Source organism: Streptomyces sp. NPDC050121 (genome assembly GCF_044460385.1).
Taxonomy (GTDB): domain Bacteria; phylum Actinomycetota; class Actinomycetes; order Streptomycetales; family Streptomycetaceae; genus Streptomyces; species Streptomyces soliscabiei.
Genome location: NZ_JBITJV010000003.1, coordinates 410028 through 431368, shown reverse-complemented (window position 1 = coordinate 431368; position 21341 = coordinate 410028). Strand labels below are relative to the sequence as shown.

The following is a 21341-nucleotide window of genomic DNA, read 5'->3' as shown; positions in this document are numbered from 1 at the left end:
GCCCGGCCGTCGGGCCGGGCGCGTCGCTGCTGGCTCGGTCAGGTCTTCTCTCTCGCTCAGTTCTTCTTACGGGTCGTCATGAAGCGCTGGACCAGGATGAACGCGCACAGCAGCACACCGGTGGCGATCTTCGTCCACCAGGAGCTGAGCGTGCCCTCGAACTGGATGATGCTCTTGATCAGGCCCAGGACGAGAACGCCGAACAGGGTGCCCAGGACATAGCCGGAGCCGCCCGTCAGCAGCGTGCCGCCGATGACGACCGCGGCGATCGCGTCGAGCTCCATGCCGGTCGCGTGCAACGGGTCACCGGACTGGATGTACAGGGTGAAGAGCAGTCCGGCCAGCGCCGAGCAGAACCCGCTCACCGTGTACACGGCGATCTTCGTGCCGCCCTGCGGGAGACCCATCAGCATGGCCGACTGCTCGTTGCCGCCGATGGCGTACACCCGGCGCCCGAAGCGGGTGTAGTGCAGGACGTAGAACGCCACGGCGAGGACCACCAGCGAGACGATCGCGCCGATCGACAGGAATCCCATCCCCAGGGACACCTGCGCCGTCGCCATGCTGCTCACCGTGGAGTCGCTGATGGAGATCGACTCCTTGCTGATGACCAGGCACAGGCCGCGGAACAGGAACAGGCCGGCGAGGGTCACGATGAACGGCTGGATCTCGAAGTTGTGGATCACATAGCCCATGAGGAAGCCGCCGAAGGCTCCCACGGCCAGCGCCATCGGGACGACCAGCACGAGCGGCAGTCCCTGACGTTCCACCAGCCAGGCCGTGAACATCGTCGTGAAACCGATCATCGAGCCGACGGACAGGTCGATGCCGCCGGACAGGATGACGAAGGTGACGCCGACCGCGGCGACCAGCAGATAGCCGTTGTCGATGAACAGGTTCAGGAAGACCTGCGGTTCGCCGAAGCCGTAGTACTGGTACCGGGCCAGACCGCCGACGTACATCAGCAGGAAGAGCAGGGCCGTCACCGCGACGGGCAGCCGCCGGTCGCCGAGCAGCCGCGCGGCCTTGGACGGGGTAAGGCTGTCCGGGGCGGCCGGGGGGCTCTGGGTGGTCGTGGTCATCACGACACCTCCATCTTGGGGGCGGCCTCGGTCGCCACGGCGGTGTCCGCCTTGGCCTCGGCCGGCTGGGCGCCCGCCTTCGCGCCGAACCTGGCGGCGAACTTGGCGCCGAAGACCTTGGCGCGGAACTTCGGGGACTGCAGCAGACAGACCACGATGACGACGGCGGCCTTGAAGACCAGGTTGGTCTGGGTCGGCACGCCGATGGTGTAGATCGTGGTGGTCAGCGTCTGGATGACAAGGGCGCCGACCACCGTGCCGCCGACGGAGAACCGGCCGCCCAGGAGCGAGGTGCCGCCGATCACCACGGCGAGGATCGCGTCGAGTTCGATCCACAGGCCGGCGTTGTTGCCGTCGGCGGCCGAGGTGTTGGAGCTGATCATCAGGCCCGCGATGCCCGCGCACAGGGCGCAGAACATATAGACCATGATCTTGATACGCCGGGACCTGATGCCGACCAGCCGGCTGGCCTCGGCGTTGCCGCCGACCGCCTCGACCAGCAGGCCGAGCGCCGTGCGGCGGGTCAGCGCCACGGTGACGGCCACGACCGCGGCCACCACGAAGATCGAGAACGGCAGCGTCAGCCAGTAGCCGCCGCCGATCAGCTTGTACGGCTCGCTGTTGATGGTGATGATCTGGCCGTCGGTGATCAGCTGGGCGACACCGCGGCCGGCGACCATGATGATCAGGGTGGCGATGATCGGCTGGATGCCCATCCGGGCGACCAGGAAGCCGTTCCACAGGCCGCAGACGACCGCGGCGAGCAGCCCCAGGCCCATCGCGAGCAGCACCCCGGACAGGGCGCCCTGGTCGGACTGGTCGCTGATGTACGAGCAGGCCAGTGCTCCGGTGATGGCTACCACGGCGCCCACGGAGAGGTCGATGCCGCCGGTGGCGATCACCAGGGTCATGCCGACCGCCACCAGGATGAGGGGCGAGCCGAACAGCACGATCGAGACGAGGCTGCCGTAGAGGTGGCCGTCCGCCATCTTGATCGAGAAGAAGTCGGGGGTGAAGGGAACGTTGACGAGCAGCAGGAGGACGAGGACCGCTACCGGCCAGAACAGGTGGTGGCGGGTCAGCGCCCGCCATCGGGAAGTGGGGGTCGACGACGTGGTCACTGGTGCTCTCCGCTCGCGATGGTCTCCAGGATCCGGCTGGGGGTGATCTCCGGCCCGTTGGCGATCTGCGCCACCAGCCGGCGGTCGCGCAGCACTCCGATGGTGTGACTGAGCCGGAGTACCTCCTCCAGCTCGGCCGCGATGTACAGGACGGACATGCCGTCCTCGGAGAGGGAGACGACGAGCTTCTGGATCTCCGCCTTCGCGCCGATGTCGATGCCGCGCGTCGGCTCGTCCAGGATCAGCAGCTTGGGACTGGTGATCAGCCAGCGGGCCAGCAGCACCTTCTGCTGGTTGCCGCCGCTGAGCTGGCCGACCCTGGCCTCGGGGTTGGCGGGGCGGATGTCCAGCGCCTTGATGTACTTGGCTACGAGTTCGTCGCGCTGGGAGGCCGGGATGGGCCGGGTCCAGCCGCGCGAGGCCTGCAGGGCCAGGATGATGTTCTCCCGCACCGTCAGATCGGGCACCAGGCCCTCGCTCTTGCGGTTCTCGGAGCAGAACGCGACGCCCGCGCCGATCGCGTCGTTCGGGGCGCTCATCGAGACCTGCTTGCCCTCGATGGTCACCTTGCCGCTGTCCGGCTGGTCGGCGCCGAAGAGCAGCCGGGCGAGTTCGGTACGGCCCGAGCCGAGGAGGCCGGCCAGCCCGATCACCTCGCCCTTCTTGATCTCCAGGTCGAACGGGGCGATGCCGCCGGTCCTGCCGAGGCCTTCCGCCTGGACCAGGGTCTCGCCCGCGTCGGCGCGCAGCTGGTGTTCGTGGAGCTCGTCCAGCTGGCCCATGGCCTTGCCGAGCATGAGCTGGACGAGTCCGACCTGGTCGAGGTCGGACACCATGTGCTCGCCGACGAGGGTGCCGTTGCGCAGGACGGTCATCCGGTCGCAGACCTCGTAGATCTGGTCGAGGAAGTGCGAGACGAACAGGATCGCGACGCCCTCGTCCTTCAACCGCCGCATCAGGGCGAACAGTTGGAGGACCTCGTCGCGGTCGAGGCTGGAGGTCGGCTCGTCGAGGATCAGCACCTTGGTGGCGGGGCCCCCGGCGTCGCCGTCCGCGCCGCCGGTGCCCAACGACCTGACGATCGCGACCAGTTGCTGCACAGCCAGCGGGTAGGAGGACAGCGGGAGGCTGACGTCGATGTCGAGTCCGAGGCGGTCCACCAGCTCCGCCGCCTGCCGGCGCAGCTGCTTCCACTGGATGCGGCCCATGCGGGTGGGTTCACGCCCGATGAAGATGTTCTCCGCCACCGACAGGTTCGGGCAGAGGTTGACCTCCTGGTAGACGGTGCTGATACCGGCCTGCTGGGCCTGCAGCGGGCTGGCGATCCGTACGGACCGGCCGTCCAGCGTGATCGTGCCGCCGTCCAGGGAGTAGACGCCGGTGAGCACCTTGATGAGCGTGGACTTGCCCGCCCCGTTCTCGCCCATCAGGGCGTGGATCTCGCCGGGGAAGAGCCGGAAGTCGACGTCCGACAGAGCCCGTACCCCCGGAAACTCTTTGACTATGCCCGCCATTTCCAGGACGGGCCGCGGCTCTGCCATGGCAGTGCTCCTTGAGATTGGTTCAGGCCCGCAGGGAGCCCCGGGACCGAGGGCACTCGGTCGGCCGGAGGCTCCCTGCCGGTGGGTGCGTCGGTCAGTACTTGCGGCTCGGGAGCGCGGCCTTGGCCTGGTCCTGCATGAAGTCGCCCTCCTTGGTCTTGATCCAGCGCTCGACCGTCTGGCCGTCCTTGACCTTCTTCACGACGTCCATCAGCTGGGGGCCGAGGAGCGGGTTGCACTCGACGATGGCGTTGATCTTGCCCTCGGACATGGCCACGAAGCCGTCCTTCACGCCGTCGATCGAGACGATCAGGATGTCCTTGCCGGGCTTCTTGCCGGCCGCCTCGATGGACTGGATGGCGCCGATGGCCATGTCGTCGTTGTGCGCGAAGAGCACGTTGATGTCCGGGTTGGACTGCAGGAAGGCCGCCATGACCTGCTTGCCGCCGGCGCGGGTGAAGTCACCGGTCTGGCTGACGACGATCTTCCAGTCGGCCTTGTGCTCCGCGTCCATGATCTCCTTGAAGCCCTTGGCGCGCTCGATCGCCGGGGCGGCACCGGTGGTGCCCTCCAACTGGGCGATCTTCACCGGGGCCTTGAGCCCGGCCTTCGCGATGACCTTCTCCAGGATCTTGGCGGCGCGGCGGCCCTCGTCGGTGAAGTCGGAGCCGACCAGCGTGACGTACAGGGACTGGTCGGAGGTCTCCACGGAGCGGTCGGTGAGGACCACCGGGATCTTCGCGGCCTTGGCCTCCTTGAGCACCGCGTCCCAGCCGGTGACGACCACCGGCGAGAAGGCGATCACGTCCACCTTCTGCGCGATGTAGTTGCGGATCGCGGAGATCTGGTTCTCCTGCTTCTGCTGGGCGTCGGAGAACTTGAGGTTGTAGCCCGCCTCCTTGGCCGCGTCCTTCACCGAGGTGGTGTTGGCGCTGCGCCAGCCGCTCTCGGAGCCGACCTGGGAGAAGCCGAGCGTGATCGCCTTGCTGCCGCCCGCGGAGGTGGAGCCGGTGGAGCTGTCGTCCTTCTTGGCGCAGGCCGCCAGACCGCCCACGGCCGCCACGCCGACCGCCGCGGTGAGGAAGTTTCTTCTGCTGAGCATGTTCTTCTCCTTTGAAGAGCCGGCCCGGGGACGGACCTGCTGGTACTCGATGGGACCGGCCATACTGCGTCCAGCCTGTCGATCATCGTTCGAGATGTCGGCCACACCGCTGGGCAGGTGCGTCCGACCGATGGGGTCAAAGGGGTGCGCGCTCCGACTGGGCGGCGTACGGGAACGTACTGGCGCGCACCACGAGTTGGGGTTCGATCGCGATCCGGGAGGGGGTGGCGGGCGGGCGGCCCTCGATCAGCTCCAGGAGCAGTGCGATGCCTTGCTTGCCCACCGCCGCGAAGTCCTGCCGGACGGTGGTGAGCGGAGGGGCGAAGAACTCCGACTCCGGGATGTCGTCGAAGCCGACCACCGCGACGTCCTGGGGGGTTCGGACCCCCGCCTCCCGCAGGGCCCTCAACACCCCCAGTGCCATCTGGTCGTTGGCGACGAAGACGGCGGTCAGCCCGCGGCCCACCCAGCCGGCCAGTTCCTGGCCTGCCCGGTAGCCCGACAGCGGACTCCAGTCCCCCCGCAGCAGCATGGGCGGCTCGACGCCCTCCGCTTCGAGGGTCGCCCGCCAGCCGGCGGCCCGGTCGGCCGCCTCCTGCCAGTCCTCGGGCCCGGCGAGGTGCCAGACCGTGCGGTGGCCCGCGGCCAGCAGGTGGCCGGTGGCCAGCCGCCCGCCGAGGTGCTGGTCCACACTGACGCCGGGGATGTCCACTCCCGGCCCGCTGCCCACGATCACCACGGGGAACGGGTGGCGGAGTTCGGCCAGGGCGTCCACCGCCGACCGCTGCGGGGCGATGGCGACCACGCCCTCCACCCCGCCCTCGCTGAGGTGGTCGAGCGCCTCGGACAGGCTCTCCATGGTCAGTTTGCGCAGACTGACCGTCGAGACCAGATAGCCCTCGGCGCGGGCCGCCTCCTCGAGCGCGAACAGCGTGCTGGCCGGCCCGTAGAGGGTGGTGTCGGAGGCGACCACGCCCAGTGTCCGGGTACGCCGGGTGGCCAGGGCCCGTGCGGAGGAGTTGCGGCGATAGCCCATCTCCTCGATCGCACGCAGCACCCGGGCCCGAGTCTCGTCCCGCACGTTGGGGTGGTCCCCCAGCACGCGGGACACCGTCTGGTGGGACACACCGGCCTGGCGTGCCACGTCGGCCATGGTGGGCGGCCGAAGCTGAGTGTGTGTCACGGCCGCACCTCCTTGGCGCCGGTCTACCGATAAGTCCTGTGATGGGGCTGGATGATCCCGCGCCGCCGACGTCACGCCGGGGTTCCGGTGAGTCCAACGGCAGGGGGAATGAAAGCGAGTTGGGACACTAGGGGCACACCGCTCGAAACTCCCGTGTTCGCGTCGGACGCTGACTGGTGAAGCGGAGGTCATTGTGAGCGCTAACAATTCATGGCGGTCAAGAGGGTTGCGGCGGAAGGTCGTCACGGTTCCATAACGCGCATGACAACTATGGTGTATCTTCCCTGGTCAGAGCCCTGAAGGCCCGATCGGGCCACCCACCCCCAGCGGCGCCCCGACGACGGCCCGCACGACGGCGACGCACGCGACCTCAGTCCACGCCCAGCCGATGTGCGCGACCCCAGGACATCAACCCCCTTCCTGGACATCCCCCACGCCGTCCTGGACATCGGCCACGCCGTTTTGGACGAACGTCCAACCGGGCCGGCATCCGCCCGACGGCCCACCTGCCCGTAGCGGCCCGGAGGGGCGCAGCGGCATGGCCGAGATCGCCTTGTCCGACAACGGAGTCGTGGGAGCTACCGCCGGACGGGCGGGAAGGTGCCGCGTAGTGGCACGGACCGGATTCTCCTGCGCTCGGGCAGGAGAGGGCTCAAGAGCACCACCACAGGAAGCGTGTGCAGGTCTCGGTCGGGGACGGCTGGGGGATCGTGGTGGGGGCGGCGGTCGGTGTGGGGTTGGAGCCGGAGTCCGGGTCCGACGGGGTCGTCGATCCGGAGGAGGGCGCGAGGGTGGCCGACTGGGCTTCCTTGCCCGGGGACCGCGTGGCCTTGCCGTCCTTCGCGGACTCCGACGCCGACGGTGAGGCGGAGGAGCTCGGGGACGAGGAGGCCGTGGCCCCGCCCGGGGCAGTCCTGTGGTCCAGCGGCTGCGCAGACGCGCTCGGCTCCGGCACCTTCCCCGCCTCCCCGTCGACCTCGGACGACTCCCCCCCGGCCACCTCGGGGTTGTGGGGCGAGGAGAACCCCGGTGCGTCCACGCCGAGTTCGGCCAGGCTCAGGCCGCCCGCCGCCAGGACGAAGCCGGCGGTGATCAGCACCACGCGCCTGCGGCGCCGGCGATGGGCCGAGGCCTTGCGGTCGCGACGGCTCGCGTCCGATGCGCCAGCCGTGCCTTCAGGGCCCCGCCGGGCACCCCGGCCCTGCCCACGGCGGCGCGCGGCGCGCCCCTGGGGCTCGCCGGCGTCGACTTCGCGATCGTCATGATCGTCGCGATCGTCATCGTCGTGGTCGTCGTGGTCGTCGTGGTCACCGCGACCATCCGGGTCGCCGGGCGACTCGTGCGCCGACGCGTCCCGCGGGTACGGCTCGGGCTCCTGCGTGTACGGTTCCAGCGCATACGGCTCGGGCTCGGGCTCGGGCTCGTACGCCGCGGGCGGATACGCGCGTAGCTGCTGAGCAGGTGCGCCGCACCCCGGGCAGGCGAGGGCGCCGTTGAGGTGCCTTCGGCACGGGTGGCAGTAGTCCATGACGCGGGAAGACTAAGTTCCCGGACGGTCACGTTCCCAGGCCCGGCTGTGAAAGTTGTGTGGGAAACCGGCCATACCGGCGCGGCGACTTGAGTGACCTGTCACACACCGCCGACCCTTCGACTTTCGCAAGGGCCTCGAAAGTGTCGAAACCGTTACTCGTTCGACCCATTGACACTCCCGTCGCGCGAAACTTACTGTCTGCCCAGCATTTCGAACATGTGACGAAATCTCGAACAGCCGAAGGGTAACTTCCGTGCGCATCACCGGAATCAGCACTCACGTGGTAGGGACGCCCTGGCGCAACCTGACCTACGTCCTGGTGCACACCGACGAGGGCATCACGGGTGTCGGCGAGACCCGCATGCTGGGCCACACCGACGCGCTGATCGGCTACCTGAAGGAGGCCGAGGCCAACCACATTCTCGGCTCCGACCCGTTCGCTGTCGAGGACCTCACCCGCCGGATGAAGTACGGCGACTACGGGCGCGCCGGCGAGATCGTGATGTCCGGCATCGCCGTCGTCGAGATGGCCTGCTGGGACATCAAGGGCAAGGCCCTCGGGGTGCCGGTCTGGCAGCTGCTCGGCGGCAAGGTCACCGACAAGGTCAAGGCGTACGCCAACGGCTGGTACACCACCGAGCGGACGCCGGAGGCCTACCACAAGGCCGCGCAGGGGGTCATGGAGCGCGGTTACAAGGCGCTGAAGATCGACCCCTTCGGCACCGGCCACTTCGAGCTGGACCACAAGCAGACCCTGTACGCCGTCTCCCTCATCGAGGCCGTGCGCGACGCCATCGGGCCGGACGCCGAGCTGATGCTGGAGATGCACGGCCGCTTCTCCCCCGCGACCGCCGTCCGGCTCGCGAACGAGCTCGCGCCCTTCAAGCCCGCCTGGCTGGAGGAGCCCTGCCCGCCGGAGAACCTGAAGGCGCTGGAGAAGGTCGCCGCCAAGGTCGACATCCCCGTCGCCACCGGTGAGCGCATCCACGACCGCATCGAGTTCCGCGAGCTCTTCGAGAGCCAGGCCGTGGACATCATCCAGCCGGACGTCGGCCACATCGGCGGCATCTGGGAGACGCGCAAGCTCGCGGCGACCGCCGAGACGCACTACATGCTCGTCGCCCCGCACAACGTCGGCGGTCCGGTCCTGACCGCGGCCTCCCTCCAGGTCGGGTTCACCGCCCCGAACTTCAAGATCCTTGAACACTTCAACGACTTCGCGGACGCGGAGATCAAGAAGGTCGTCAAGGGCGCGCCCGAGGTGATCGACGGCTACTTCCACCTCTCCGACAAGCCCGGCCTCGGCGTCGAGCTGGACGTGGACGCCGCCGCCGAGTTCCCGCAGCAGCAGGCCCGCTTCGACCTGTGGGCCGAGGGCTGGGAGCAGCGCAAGCCCAAGGCCGGCAAGTGAGCACCGCCGTCGTCGTCGAGGCGCCGGGCGAGCATCGGCTCGTCCCGCACGATCCCCGGCAGCCGGAGCCCGGCGAGGCGCTGGTGCGTGTGCACGCCACCGGCATCTGCGGCAGCGACCGCGAGGTGTACCAGGGCAACCGGCCCGAGGGGTACGTCCGCTACCCGCTGACCCCCGGCCACGAGTGGTCCGGGACGGTCGAGGCGGTCGGCGCCGGGGTCCCGTCGTCGCTCGTCGGCCGCAAGGTGGTGGGCGAGGGCTTCCGCAACTGCCAGGTCTGCGACCGCTGCCACGCGGGCGAGACGACGCTGTGCACGGACGGCTACGAGGAGACGGGCTTCACCCAGCCCGGCGCGATGGCCGCCACCCTCACCCTGCCGGCCCGGCTGCTGCATGTGCTCCCCGAGGACGCCGACCTCACGGCCGCCGCGCTCCTGGAGCCCGCCGCCTGCATCGCGGCCGCCGCGATCAAGGCGCGCGCGCTGCCCGGCGAGAAGGTGGCCGTGGTCGGCACCGGCACCCTGGGCATGTTCGCCGTCCAGTTCCTGAAGGCGGGCTCGCCGGCCGAGCTGCTGGTGGTGGGCACCCGCAACGACCGGGAGACGCTTTCCCGGCAGTTCGGGGCGACCGACTTCCGCACCCGGCACCAGGAGCTCCCCGACGACTTCGACGTCGTCATCGAGACCGCGGGTTCGGCCTCCGCCGCCCGCACGGCCGCCTCGCTGCTGCGGCGTGGCGGACGTCTGGTCCTCACGGGCATCCCGGCGCCGGGCGCCGACGGGCTCGACCCGACGGACCTGGTGGTACGGCAGCTGGAGGTGCACACCGTCTTCGGAGCGCCGCCCGACGCCTGGTCGCACACCGTTCGGGTGTTCGGGGCCGGTCTGCTGGATCCGCTGCCGCTGGTCACCCACGAGCTGCCGCTCGCCGCGTTCTCCGAGGCCATCGAGCTGGTGGGATCCGGCGATCCGAAGGTGGGCAAGGTGCTGCTCCGGCCTTAGGTCACCCCTAGCCGTACGCCGGTACGGGGGCGACCTGACGGCCCCCGTACCGGCGTACATTCCAATCCCGCACCCCGCACGCCTTGAGCCGCGAACCTCGTCCGAAATATCGAACACGAAGGACAGCTTGTGACGACCGACGCCTCCGCCACGGCCCCCCGTCGACCCGGTGAGCAGGCGCTCACCACGCTCGGCCTGGGCGCGCCCGCACTCGACCCCGCCGACGCCTCCGCCCACAGTTTCCCGGGCGGCGGCCGCTGGCGCACCGAGGTCCCCTCGTGCGAGGGTCCCGAAGCGCTGGCCGTCATCCTCAAGGAAGCCTCCCGCCTCGACGTGCCGATCCACCGGATCAGCCAGGGCAGCGGCGTGTGGATGCTCTCCGACGCCGAGATCACCGAGATGGTCGAGGCCACCGGCGAGCGCGACATCGAGCTCTGCCTGTTCACCGGGCCGCGTGGCACCTGGGACATCGGCGGCTCCACCCGGACCGACTCGCGCGGCGGGGGCCTCAGAGCCCGCGGGCACGACGCCGTCGCCGGATGCGTCGAAGACGCCGTTAGGGCCACGGAGTTGGGCGTCAAGTGCCTTCTCGTCGCCGACGAGGGCGTGCTGTGGACGCTGCACCGCGCCCGCCAGGCGGGCATCATCCCGGCCGACACCACGTTGAAGGTGTCGGCGCTCATCGGCCCCGTCAACCCGGCCTCGTACGCGGTGTACGAGAGGCTCGGCGGCGACTCGATCAACGTCCCCAGCGACCTGACGCTGGACCATCTCACCGAGATCCGCCGGGTGTCGGCCGCCCCCATGGACATGTACATCGAGGCTCCCGACGATCTCGGCGGCTACATCCGGATGTACGAGGTCGCCGAGCTGATCCGGCGCGGCGCACCGCTCTATCTGAAGTTCGGCCTGTCCAAGGCCCCGGGGATCTACCCGTACGGCCACCACATGCGGGACCTGGCGCTCTCCACCGCCCGGGAACGGGTGCGGCGCGGACGGCTCGCCCTCGACCTGCTCGCGCGGCACGGAGCGGACGGCGACATGGCGCCGCTGGGCTCTCGTCTGCCGGGCGAACTGAACAGGTTCGACGCCCGGTCATAACGTTCCGGAAACCTCGCTTCACAGAAGCCACCACAGGCACCCAGAATCCCACACATCTTCTTCTCGGTCTTCCCGGCCTCACCGCCGGGAGCGCCCTTGGCACCGCGAGACCGATCCCCTGCACACACATCAAGGATGATGATCATGCGTAACCGCAGAGCCGCCCTCGCCGCCATAGCCGGAGCCGCCTCCCTCGCCCTCACCCTCTCCGCCTGCGGGCAGTCCGGTGAGGGCGGCAGCGACGAGAAGGCCGGCGACTCCAAGGGCGGGACCATCGGCATCGCGATGCCGACCAAGTCCTCCGAGCGCTGGATCACCGACGGCGCCAACGTCGAGAAGGACCTGAAGGCCAAGGGCTACAAGACCAAGCTGGTCTTCGGCGAGGACGACCCCGACCAGCAGGTCTCCCAGATCGAGAACCTGATCACCCAGGGCGTCAAGGCGCTGATCGTCGCCGCCATCGACAACAAGTCCCTGAACAACGTCCTCCAGCAGGCCGCCGACGCCAAGATCCCGGTCATCTCCTACGACCGTCTGATCCTCGGCACGAAGAACGTCGACTACTACGCGTCCTTCGACAACGAGAAGGTCGGCAAGCTCCAGGGCCAGTACATCGTCGACAAGCTGGGTCTGGCGAGCGGCAAGGGTCCGTTCAACATCGAGCTCTTCGCCGGCTCCAACGACGACAACAACACCAAGTACTTCTTCAACGGTGCGATGAGCGTGCTCCAGCCGTACATCGACAGCAAGAAGCTGGTGGTCAAGTCCGGCCAGACCAAGCTCACCCAGGTCACCACCCTGCGCTGGGACGGCGCCACCGCCCAGAAGCGCATGGAGGACAACCTCACCTCGGCGTACACCAAGGGCCGCGTCGACGCGGTGCTCTCGCCCTACGACGGCATCTCCATCGGCATCATCGCCGCCCTGAAGTCGGACGGCTACGGCACCGCGGCCAAGCCGCTGCCGGTCGTCACCGGCCAGGACGCCGAGCTCGCCTCGGTGAAGTCGATCATCGCGGGCCAGCAGTCGATGACCGTCTACAAGGACCTGCGCAAGCTCGCCCAGGTCGCCACGGACATGGTCGACGCCTCCCTCAACGGCAAGAAGCCCGAGATCAACGACACCAAGTCGTACGACAACGGCACCAAGGTCGTCCCCGCCTACCTGCTGCAGCCGGTCGGCGTCGACAAGACCAACTACGAGAAGGAGCTCGTCCAGGGCGGCTACTACACGGCGGACCAGCTCAAGTAAGTCGACCCTTAAGGATTGGAAGGCACGACCATGGCGGGACCCGTCCTGGAAATGCGCTCGATCGTCAAGACCTTTCCCGGCGTAAAAGCGCTGTCGGATGTCACACTGACCGTCCGTCAGGGCGAGGTCCACGCCATTTGCGGTGAGAACGGCGCCGGGAAGTCCACCTTGATGAAGGTGCTCTCCGGCGTCCATCCGCACGGAACCTATGAAGGCGACATCCTCTTCGAGGGAGAGGTCGTCCAGTTCAAGGACATCCGGGCAAGCGAGCAGCACGGCATCGTTATCATCCACCAGGAGCTGGCGCTGTCGCCGTACCTCTCCCTGGCGGAGAACATCTTCCTCGGCAACGAGCACGCCAAGGGCGGGTTCATCGACTGGCGGGAGACCCTGCGGCACGCCACGGAGCTGCTGCGCCGGGTCGGTCTCAGCGACCACCCGGAGACCCGCGTCGCCGACATCGGCGTGGGCAAGCAGCAGCTCGTGGAGATCGCCAAGGCCCTGTCGAAGAAGGTGAAGCTGCTCATCCTGGATGAGCCGACGGCGGCCCTGAACGACGAGGACAGCGGCAAACTCCTGGATCTCATCCTGGAGTTGAAGAAGCAGGGCATCACCTCGATCATCATCTCCCACAAGCTCAACGAGATCCGCAAGGTCGCGGACTCGGTGACGATCATCCGCGACGGGCACACCATCGAGACGCTCGACGTGAAGTCGGCGGAGACGACCGAGGACCGGATCATCAGCGGCATGGTCGGCCGCGACCTCGACCACCGCTTCCCCGAGCGCACCCCGCACGAGGCGGAGAAGGACGCGGCCCCGGCCCTGGAGATCCGCGACTGGACCGTGCACCACCCGATCGACCAGCAGCGCAAGGTGGTCGACGACGTGTCGATCCAGGTGCGCCGCGGGGAGATCGTCGGCATCGCCGGCCTCATGGGCGCCGGCCGCACCGAGCTCGCCATGAGCGTCTTCGGGCGCACCTACGGCCGGCACGCGGGCGGGACGGTCCTCAAGGACGGCAAGGAGATCCGCACGAAGACGGTCGCCGAGGCGATCGGCCACGGGATCGCGTACGTCACCGAGGACCGCAAGCACTACGGCCTCAACCTCATCGACACGATCAACCGCAACATCTCGCTGACCGCCCTGAAAAAGGTCGCCAAGCGGGGCGTGGTCGACGAGCAGGAGGAGCGGCAGGTCGCCGAGGGCTACCGCAAGTCCATGAACATCAAGGCGCCGACCGTCTTCGAGCCGGTGGGCAAGCTGTCCGGCGGCAACCAGCAGAAGGTCGTCCTCAGCAAGTGGATCTTCGCCGGTCCCGATGTGCTGATCCTGGACGAGCCGACGCGCGGTATCGACGTCGGCGCCAAGTTCGAGATCTACACGGTGATCGACCAGCTGGCCGCCCAGGGCAAGGCGGTCGTCTTCATCTCCTCCGAGCTGCCGGAACTGCTCGGCATGTGCGACCGCATCTACACCATGGCCGCCGGACGGCTCACGGGCGAGTTCCCGCGGGCCGAGGCCACGCAGGAAGTGCTGATGCGCCAGATGACGAAGGACAAAGAGGTAACGCGATGAGCACGGACGTGACCAAGAGCCCGGCGGACGCGCCGCCGGAGAAGAGCGGAGGCTCCGCCTCCGGCGGCGGGCTGCTGCAGCTGGTGCTGAACGGCCTGCGCAGCAACATGCGCCAGTACGGCATGCTGATCGCGCTCGGCCTGCTCGTGATCCTCTTCCAGGTGTGGACCGGCGGCGACCTGCTGCTGCCGCGCAACGTCTCCAACCTGGTCCTGCAGAACAGCTACATCCTGATCCTCGCGATCGGCATGATGCTGGTGATCATCGCCGGCCACATCGACCTGTCGGTCGGTTCGGTGACGGCGTTCACGGGCGCCTTCGCGGCCGTACTGACCGTGCAGCACGGTGTGGCGTGGCCGCTCGCGCTGGTGCTGTGCCTGGCGATCGGCGCGGCCGCCGGCGCGGCACAGGGCTTCCTGATCGCCTACCTCGGCATACCCTCCTTCATCGTCACCCTCGCGGGCATGCTGATCTTCCGCGGTCTGACGGAGATGTTCCTGAAGGGCCAGACGCTCGGCCCGTTCCCGGACGGTCTGCAGAAGATGGGCAACGGCTTCCTGCCGGAGGTCGGCCCGGACACCAACTACCACAACCTCACGCTGCTGCTGGGCTTCGTCCTGCTCGCGTTCGTGATCCTCCAGGAGGTCCGCGACCGCAAGCGTCAGCAGGAGTTCTCCCTGGACGTGGCGCCCACGAACCTCTTCCTGCTGAAGCTCGTCGCCATCTCCGCCGCGGTCCTCGCCGTCACGATGCTGCTCGCCAGCTACAAGGGCGCGCCGATCATCCTGATCATCCTCGGCGCGCTGGTCGTCGGCTACGGCTACGTCATGCGCAACGCCGTCTTCGGCCGGCACATCTACGCGATCGGCGGCAACCTCCCGGCGGCGAAGCTGTCGGGCATCAAGGACAAGAAGGTCACCTTCCTCATCTTCCTGAACATGGGCGCGCTCGCGGCCCTGGCGGGTCTGGTGGTCGCCGCCCGTCTGAACGCGGCCTCGCCGAAGGCGGGCCTCAGCTTCGAACTCGAGGCGATCGCCTCGTCGTTCATCGGCGGCGCGTCCATGAGCGGCGGTGTGGGCACCGTCCTCGGCGCCATCATCGGTGGTCTCGTTCTCGGTGTGCTGAACAACGGCATGAACCTCCTCAGCGTCGGCACCGACTGGCAGCAGGTCATCAAGGGCCTGGCCCTGCTCGCGGCCGTCGGCTTCGACGTGTGGAACAAGCGCAAGTCCGGCTCGTAGGTTTCACGGATCCGGATCGGGCCCCGCCGGAAGGCGGGGCCCTTCGCATGAGGAAGGCAGAGAAAGCCCGTGAAGACGCTCTTCGGCACACTCGCCGACGGCACGGAGATCCACAGCTGGACGCTGGAGAACGGCGGGACCCGCCTGAAGGTCCTCTCCTACGGCGGGATCGTGCAGTCCCTTCAGGTCCCGGACGCGGCCGGCCGGCACGCGAACATCTCGCTCGGCTTCGACACCGTCGAGGAGTACGTCGCGAACTCCCCGTACTTCGGCGCGCTGATCGGCCGCTACGGCAACCGGATCCGCGAGGGCGGGTTCACCCTGGACGGCGAGGCCCACCAGGTCGACGTCAACGACGGCGCCAACAGCCTGCACGGCGGCGCCCAGGGCTACGACCGGCACGTGTGGGACGTGGAGCCGTTCACCGAGGGCTCCGACGTCGGCCTGTATCTGCACCGCACCAGCGCCGACGGCGAGATGGGCTTCCCGGGCACGCTCACGGCGAAGGTGACGTACACCCTCACCGAGCGCGGCGAGTGGCGCATCGACTACGAGGCCACCACCGACAGGGCCACCGTCGTCAACCTCACCAACCACGTCTACTGGAACCTGGCCGGCGAGGGCAGCGGCACGATCGAGGACCACGAGCTGACGATCGCCGCCTCCCGCTACACCCCCACCGACGCGGGCCTGATCCCCACGGGCGAACTCGCCGAGGTCGCGGGCACCCCCTTCGACTTCCGCGAGCCGAAGACGATCGGCCGCGACCTGCGGGCCGGCCACGTCCAGCAGATCCAGGCCAAGGGCTACGACCACAACTGGGTCCTGGACAAGGGCGTCACCGCCGAGCCGGTGCATGTGGCCACCCTGCGCGACCCGCGCTCCGGCCGCACCCTGAAGATCGCCACCGACCAGCCGGGGCTGCAGTTCTACTCGGGCAACTTCCTCGACGGCACCCTCACCGGCACCGGCGGCCGCACCTACCGTCAGGGCGACGCCGTCTGCCTGGAGACGCAAGCCTTCCCGGACTCGCCGAACCAGCCGTCGTTCCCCTCGACGGTGCTGCGCCCCGGGCAGACATACCGGACGACCACGATCCACACGTTCGAAACCTGATCCGCCTTCACAGACGACCCACAAGTTCTTACCGATTTCCCAACGGTTGAACGGCGTCACCCCCGTCTTCGTATCTACCGGTGGCCCGCGCTCCCCCGCGCGGGCCACCCAATGACGACGGGCCCGGTCGTCCCCGCCGGGCCCGCCCCATACGGAGGTTCCATGGCCGACAACGTCTCCTCGTTGTTCCGCAACACCGCGGCGCACAGCCCGTCGATGGCGGCGCTGACTCGCGAGGGCGGCGAGGGTGTCGGCCCGGTGGACTTCTGCATCCCGTGCAACCCGTACTTCCCGACGCCGGCCATGTTCGACGAGATGGCCGCCCGGCTGCGCGACATCATCACCTACTACCCGAGCAGCGCCGACACGATCACCGCCGAGCTGTGCAGTCTGCTCCAGCTTCCGCCGCAGGCCGTGGCGATGGGCAACGGCTCGACCGAGCTGATCACCTGGATCGACCATCTGCTGGTCCGTGAGTCCCTCGCCGTTCCCGTCCCCACCTTCGGCCGCTGGACCGACCAGCCCATGGAGACCGGCAAGCGGGTCGACATGTTCCCGCTCCAGGAGTCCAGCGGCTTCGCCCTGGACCTGGCCCAGTACGCCGAGTTCATCCGCGCCCGCGGCACCCGTGCCGCCGTGATCTGCAACCCGAACAACCCCGACGGCGGCTTTCTGCACAAGCACGCGATCGTGCAGTTCATGGACGCGATGGCCGACCTGGACCTGGTCGTCATCGACGAGTCGTTCCTGGAGTTCGCGGACGCGGAGGCCGAGCCGAGCGTCGTCCAGGAGGCCATGCTCCGGCCGAACGTGATCGTGCTGCGCAGCCTGGGCAAGAACTTCGGCCTGCACGGCATCCGCTTCGGCTACCTGGTCGCCAACCCGGCGCTTGCGGGCAAGGTCCGCTCGATGCTCCCGAAGTGGAACCTCAACTCCTTCGCGGAACACGTGGTGTTCATCCTCAAGAACCACGGCGCCGAGTACGCGCAGAGCCTGATGCAGATCCGCCGCGACCGCCTCGACATGGCGAGCCAGCTCAGCGCGCTGCCGGGCCTGACGGTCTACCCCTCCCAGGGGAACTTCCTCTTCGTACGCCTTCCCGTCGGCGCCGAGGGCACCGTGGTCCGCGACCGGCTCCTCGCCGAGCACCGCATCCTGGTCCGCGAGTGCGGAAACAAGATCGGCTCCTCCAGCCGCTTCCTGAGGCTCGTGGTGCGCCCCCAGGTGGACGTGCGTCGCCTGGTGTCCGGCCTGGAACAGGTGCTCTATGGGACCAGGAGGGGAGCTCCCGTGCCCGAGCTGAGCGCCGGCGCCGGCTACAGCTCGGGCACGGCGGCGGTGGACCGGCTGGTCACCAACGGGGCGGGCATGCAGGGCCTTGCCGCTCAGGCCATGGGCATGCCGGCGCCGGGGCTGGTCGCGGCCGCGGCCGCGGCTGCCCCGGCGATGCCCGCTCCGGCGGCGCAGCCGTCTCCGTCCGACGGGGCGGGCATGCCGATGCCGGCGGCCGCGCAGATCTTCCCCCAGCCGGTACCCGCACCGGCCCCTGCCCCGGCTCCCGCCCCCGTGCCGGCGGCGGCTCCGCCGATGGCTCCGGCGGCGGCGATGTCGCCTGCGGCCATGTCCCCCGCGATGGCACCCGCGGCCATGGCCCCGGCGATGGCGCCCGCCGCCATGTCACCCGCCATGACGCCTGCGGCCATGTCACCCGCCATGACGCCGGCGGCCATGGCGCCCGCGATGGCGCCGGCGGCCATGTCACCCGCGATGGCGCCCGCCGCCCCGCCGATGGGGCCCACCCCCACCGGCGTTCCGGCCCGCGGCGGCCTCACCGCCGCCCAGGTCCGCGGCACCAACGGCCTCTCCCCCGCGGCGGCCACCGGCTGGCCCAACGCCCAGAGCTGGCCGAACGCGGCGGGGATGGGACAGGCCGGCTGAGCGGCGGGCCGGGGTCGGGTCAGTAGGCGACGGGCCAGCCGGTGTTCCAGTTCAACAGGTTGATGCCCAGCTTGGGCGTGCCGTTGTCGTTCCCGTCGTAGTAGTGGTAGACGATCAGGTCGCCGTCGGTGTCGTGCATGATCGACTGGCCGCCGGGGCCGATGTAGCGTCCGTGCGACTCCAGCACCGGGGTGCCGCCGTTGCCGGTCATCGCGACGCCGTTCCTGTCGTAGTACGGCCCGGTGACGCCGGTGGCGCGGCCGACCTTGACCTTGTAGGTCGAGCTGGTGCCGGCACAGCAGGTGTCGTACGAGGCGAAGAGGTAGTAGTACCCGTTCCGCTTGACGATGTACGGCGCCTCGACGGCCTTCGTCCCGGTGGGGCGGGCGGCGATCGAGCGGCGGGCGGTGTCGGAGGCGAGCTGTTTGCCGGTCGCCGGGTCGATGCGGATCATCTTGATGCCCGTCCACCAACTCCCGAACGACAGCCACCACTTGCCGTCGTCGTCCACGAAGAGGTTCGGGTCGATGGCGTTGTAGTCGCTGGAGGCGGTGGAGGTGTAGACGGCGCCGTAGTCGGTCCAGGAGCCGGGGAGTCCGGTCGTCGAACCGGCCAGTCCGATCGCGGACTTGTTGGAGCCGAAGGTCGAAACGGCGTAGTACATGAGGTACTTGCCGCCCTGGTGCGAGATGTCGGGCGCCCAGGCCTCCGTCGCCCCGTACGACGACCACCAGCCCGGCTTCGTGGCGAAGGCGTCGCCGCCCGCGCTGAACGCGGTGCGGTCGGTGGAGGTGCGGTAGGCGAGGCCGCCGCCGGTGGCGTAGAGCAGGTAGCGGCCGGCGGAGGTACGGATCATGGTCGGGTCGTGCACGACCGTCGACCCGGTGACCGTGCCGGGGTTGGGGTAGGCGAAGGCGGCGGTGGGGGTCAGGGCGAGCACAATCGCGGCCGGAACGGCCAGCAGCGCGGCCCTGCGCGAGGTACGGCTCATACGGACGCTCCTTCAGTGGGGGCCCACCGTTCGCGATGTCGAACAGCAGTCGCGTCATCGGACCGGACCGTAGAATCGAACCCCTTGCGCGTCAACGGCCCGCGCGGTCACTCGAAAGTCTTCGAGAACCGGACGGCCAGGCGATCAAGCTGTTGTCCTGACAGTCGCCCGGCGATCCCTTTCGCTGCGTCTGACTGGGCGTCACCTCAACTGTGGTGGCGTCCAGTCGGCGTTCGGCCAACCAGTTTCGGACAGGCGGGTTTTACGACGCCTCCGAGGTGGCCGACGATCGCCCAGGCCGGCGAAGCGACCTTGTCAGGCGCACTTTTACCAGGCCCCGCCGCATTGCCGAAACGTGCCCTTGAACCGGCGCGGCCACCCGGCCCGATGGGGTATGAACTCCCCTGTGACAGCAACGGCCGATGCTGCTGTGAGGCGAAATGGCTTGCGAGGCAACGATGTTGTGGCCAGAACCAGCCATTCCCCGAAGTGCCCTCACACCGCACCATGAGATGCATGAATAGCGACACATGCACGCGGGAACTGTCAGTGCCGAGTGTGTTGTGCCCGTTTCCGGTCACGTACGACGAGTCGGCGGCTCGCAAGGCGGACGACGACATCGTTGCCTGGGCGCTCAGCCTCGATCTCTTCCCGGGGCAGCGGAACGAGCTGGACGGATACCGGTTCGGCACGTTCGCCGCGCTGACGCACCCTGATGCGGTCGACCACGATCACCTGATGCTCGCGGCCCGCAACATGACCGCCCTGTTCGCCGCGGACGACCACTACTGCGACGAGGGCATCGAAGGCGTCCATCTCGCCATGAGCGCCTCCCGGCTCGCGGGCGCGCTCACCGCGCTGGAGAACGGCCCCCGACTGCCCGACTGCCCCTCGATCGAGACCTTCGTCGCCGGCGACCCGGTGACCCGTGCGCTCCGCGAGACCGCGGAACACGTCACCCGCCTCGGCGCGCCGGCGCAAGTGGGCCGACTGCGCCACGAGACGATCGCCACCTTCCTCGCGATGGCGGCCGAAAACTCCTGGCGTATCGCCGGGCACATACCCGAACCCGCGGAGTACCTGGCTCATCGCAAGTACAACGGGGGCATGGCGTGTCTGGTCCTCATCGACGTCGTCGGCGGCTACGAACTGTCCGTCCGGGACTGGGAAACGCCCGGCGTCCGCGACCTGTCCCTCGCCGCCTCCCTCATGATCATGCTGGTCAACGACCTGTACTCGGTCGCCAAGGAGAGCGCCGACATAGGAAGTCACAGCCTGCCCACCGTGCTCGCAGCACGCCACGGCTGGTCCATCGAACGCAGCATGCGCGCGACCGGTGAGCTCCACGACGACCTCATGCGCGACTATCTGCGTCTGGAACCCGAAGTCGGGCGCGACGCCTCGCCCGAACTCACCCGCTACCTCACCGGCCTGCGGCACTGGATGCGGGGAAACCTCGAATGGCACACCCTCACCGGGCGCCACAATAACCGCGCGGGACGCCCCACCCCCAGGACGGGGCCGCTGGGTTCCACCCACGACCGGCTCACGGCCGACGCGCGCTCCTCGGCCGCCGCGACCGGCGTCTGCCGCCACTGCGGCGACCGGCACGACCCGGCCACGGCGGTCGCGTGAACCCACCCGGAACCCGGAGGAGATCAGGGCGCTTTCTTGGCGAGGGCGAGCCGGCCCGGCACGTCGACCTCGACGCGCACGGTCTTGCCCGGCGGCGGCTCCCGGTCCACCACCTCCCAGCGGGCGGCGAGCGCGTCGACGAGGAGCAGTCCGCGGCCGGTCTCGTCGAGGGGATGCGGTGCGGGTACGGCACCGGGTCCGGGCGGACGCGGCCCACTGCGCGTGTCGGTCACCTCGACCCGGACACTTCCGGGCGGAAAGGAGAGCCGCAGCTCGAAGTCCCGTCCGGGCACCCGCCCGTGGGTGACGGCGTTGGCGGCCAGCTCGGCGACGATCGTCGCGACCGCGTCGGAGACGTCCGTGCCGTGCGGGATGCCCCAGGCGTGGAGCTGATGCAGCGCGAGACGCCTTGCCAGGCGGGCGCCGCGGGGCGTCGCACTGAGACGCTGGGTGAACACACGTACGGTGAGCAGGGGTTGGTGTGGTGCTGTCATGGGGCCAATGTGGCGGGCACG

General features: G+C 69.1%; 18 protein-coding genes. 10 read left to right on the top strand and 8 right to left on the bottom strand.

The annotated features are described in order from the left end of the window. Positions 1-56: 56 nt before the first annotated feature. From yjfF to ACIBTS_RS06670, 6 genes are all read right to left on the bottom strand, one after another. Entirely contained in the window at positions 57-1082 is a 1026-nt protein-coding gene (gene yjfF, locus ACIBTS_RS06695; RefSeq protein WP_399317070.1) for a galactofuranose ABC transporter, permease protein YjfF, read from the bottom strand. Beyond that, positions 1082-2203, bottom strand: a complete 1122-nt coding sequence (locus tag ACIBTS_RS06690; protein ID WP_399317067.1) for an ABC transporter permease — start codon at positions 2201-2203, stop codon at positions 1082-1084. Before ACIBTS_RS06690 ends, yjfF begins: the two co-directional genes overlap by 1 nt. After that, the gene (locus ACIBTS_RS06685; RefSeq protein WP_399317066.1) at positions 2200-3744 is read right to left on the bottom strand and encodes a sugar ABC transporter ATP-binding protein; all 1545 of its coding nucleotides are present in this window, start codon (positions 3742-3744) and stop codon (positions 2200-2202) included. The genes ACIBTS_RS06690 and ACIBTS_RS06685 overlap by 4 nt, the downstream gene beginning before the upstream one ends. Positions 3745-3838: 94 nt before the next feature. Continuing rightward, positions 3839-4846, bottom strand: coding sequence for an ABC transporter substrate-binding protein (locus tag ACIBTS_RS06680; protein ID WP_079665108.1), 1008 nt, complete (start codon positions 4844-4846; stop codon positions 3839-3841). Between the two features lie 136 nt (positions 4847-4982). Further along, complete coding sequence (locus ACIBTS_RS06675) at positions 4983-6029, bottom strand: LacI family DNA-binding transcriptional regulator (protein WP_319676887.1); 1047 nt, start codon at positions 6027-6029, stop codon at positions 4983-4985. Between the two features lie 652 nt (positions 6030-6681). Then, a complete protein-coding gene (locus ACIBTS_RS06670) occupies positions 6682-7131 on the bottom strand; it encodes a hypothetical protein (protein ID WP_399317064.1) in 450 nt (149 codons plus the stop codon). A gap of 18 nt (positions 7132-7149) precedes the next feature. On the opposite strand from ACIBTS_RS06670, the gene ACIBTS_RS06665 reads away from it, so the two are divergent. The 9 genes from ACIBTS_RS06665 (at position 7150) to ACIBTS_RS06625 (ending at position 18200) form a co-directional block, all read left to right on the top strand. Then, positions 7150-7479 carry a hypothetical protein gene (locus ACIBTS_RS06665; RefSeq protein ID WP_399317062.1) on the top strand — a complete coding sequence of 110 codons (330 nt, stop codon included), beginning with the start codon at positions 7150-7152 and terminating at the stop codon, positions 7477-7479. A gap of 334 nt (positions 7480-7813) precedes the next feature. Next, a complete protein-coding gene (locus tag ACIBTS_RS06660; protein WP_319340068.1) occupies positions 7814-8971 on the top strand; it encodes a mandelate racemase/muconate lactonizing enzyme family protein in 1158 nt (385 codons plus the stop codon). Continuing rightward, positions 8968-9972, top strand: coding sequence for a zinc-binding dehydrogenase (locus tag ACIBTS_RS06655; protein ID WP_399317060.1), 1005 nt, complete (start codon positions 8968-8970; stop codon positions 9970-9972). The genes ACIBTS_RS06660 and ACIBTS_RS06655 overlap by 4 nt, the downstream gene beginning before the upstream one ends. A 129-nt stretch (positions 9973-10101) precedes the next feature. Beyond that, entirely contained in the window at positions 10102-11073 is a 972-nt protein-coding gene (locus tag ACIBTS_RS06650; protein WP_399317059.1) for a hypothetical protein, read from the top strand. A gap of 144 nt (positions 11074-11217) precedes the next feature. Next, positions 11218-12324 carry a multiple monosaccharide ABC transporter substrate-binding protein gene (gene chvE / locus ACIBTS_RS06645; RefSeq protein WP_399317057.1) on the top strand — a complete coding sequence of 369 codons (1107 nt, stop codon included), beginning with the start codon at positions 11218-11220 and terminating at the stop codon, positions 12322-12324. Positions 12325-12354: 30 nt separating this feature from the next. Further along, complete coding sequence (gene mmsA, locus ACIBTS_RS06640) at positions 12355-13905, top strand: multiple monosaccharide ABC transporter ATP-binding protein (protein WP_319673787.1); 1551 nt, start codon at positions 12355-12357, stop codon at positions 13903-13905. Then, on the top strand, positions 13902-15146 hold the full coding sequence (gene mmsB, locus ACIBTS_RS06635) for a multiple monosaccharide ABC transporter permease (protein WP_399317055.1): 1245 nt from the start codon (positions 13902-13904) through the stop codon (positions 15144-15146). Before mmsA ends, mmsB begins: the two co-directional genes overlap by 4 nt. Positions 15147-15215: 69 nt before the next feature. After that, positions 15216-16262 (top strand): aldose epimerase family protein, encoded by a 1047-nt coding sequence (locus ACIBTS_RS06630; RefSeq protein WP_399317053.1) that lies wholly within the window; start codon positions 15216-15218, stop codon positions 16260-16262. 162 nt (positions 16263-16424) lie between these two features. Then, entirely contained in the window at positions 16425-18200 is a 1776-nt protein-coding gene (locus ACIBTS_RS06625) for a pyridoxal phosphate-dependent aminotransferase (RefSeq protein ID WP_399317052.1), read from the top strand. A gap of 19 nt (positions 18201-18219) precedes the next feature. Here the strand turns inward: ACIBTS_RS06625 and ACIBTS_RS06620 are convergent, their stop codons facing one another. Then, positions 18220-19191 (bottom strand): arabinan endo-1,5-alpha-L-arabinosidase, encoded by a 972-nt coding sequence (locus ACIBTS_RS06620; RefSeq protein WP_399317051.1) that lies wholly within the window; start codon positions 19189-19191, stop codon positions 18220-18222. Between the two features lie 516 nt (positions 19192-19707). Between ACIBTS_RS06620 and ACIBTS_RS06615 the strand changes: the two genes are divergently transcribed. Next, positions 19708-20826 carry a terpene synthase gene (locus tag ACIBTS_RS06615; protein ID WP_399317049.1) on the top strand — a complete coding sequence of 373 codons (1119 nt, stop codon included), beginning with the start codon at positions 19708-19710 and terminating at the stop codon, positions 20824-20826. Positions 20827-20849: 23 nt separating this feature from the next. Here ACIBTS_RS06615 and ACIBTS_RS06610 read toward each other — a convergent pair whose 3' ends face one another. Beyond that, a complete protein-coding gene (locus ACIBTS_RS06610) occupies positions 20850-21320 on the bottom strand; it encodes an ATP-binding protein (RefSeq protein WP_399317047.1) in 471 nt (156 codons plus the stop codon). Positions 21321-21341 lie beyond the last annotated feature (21 nt).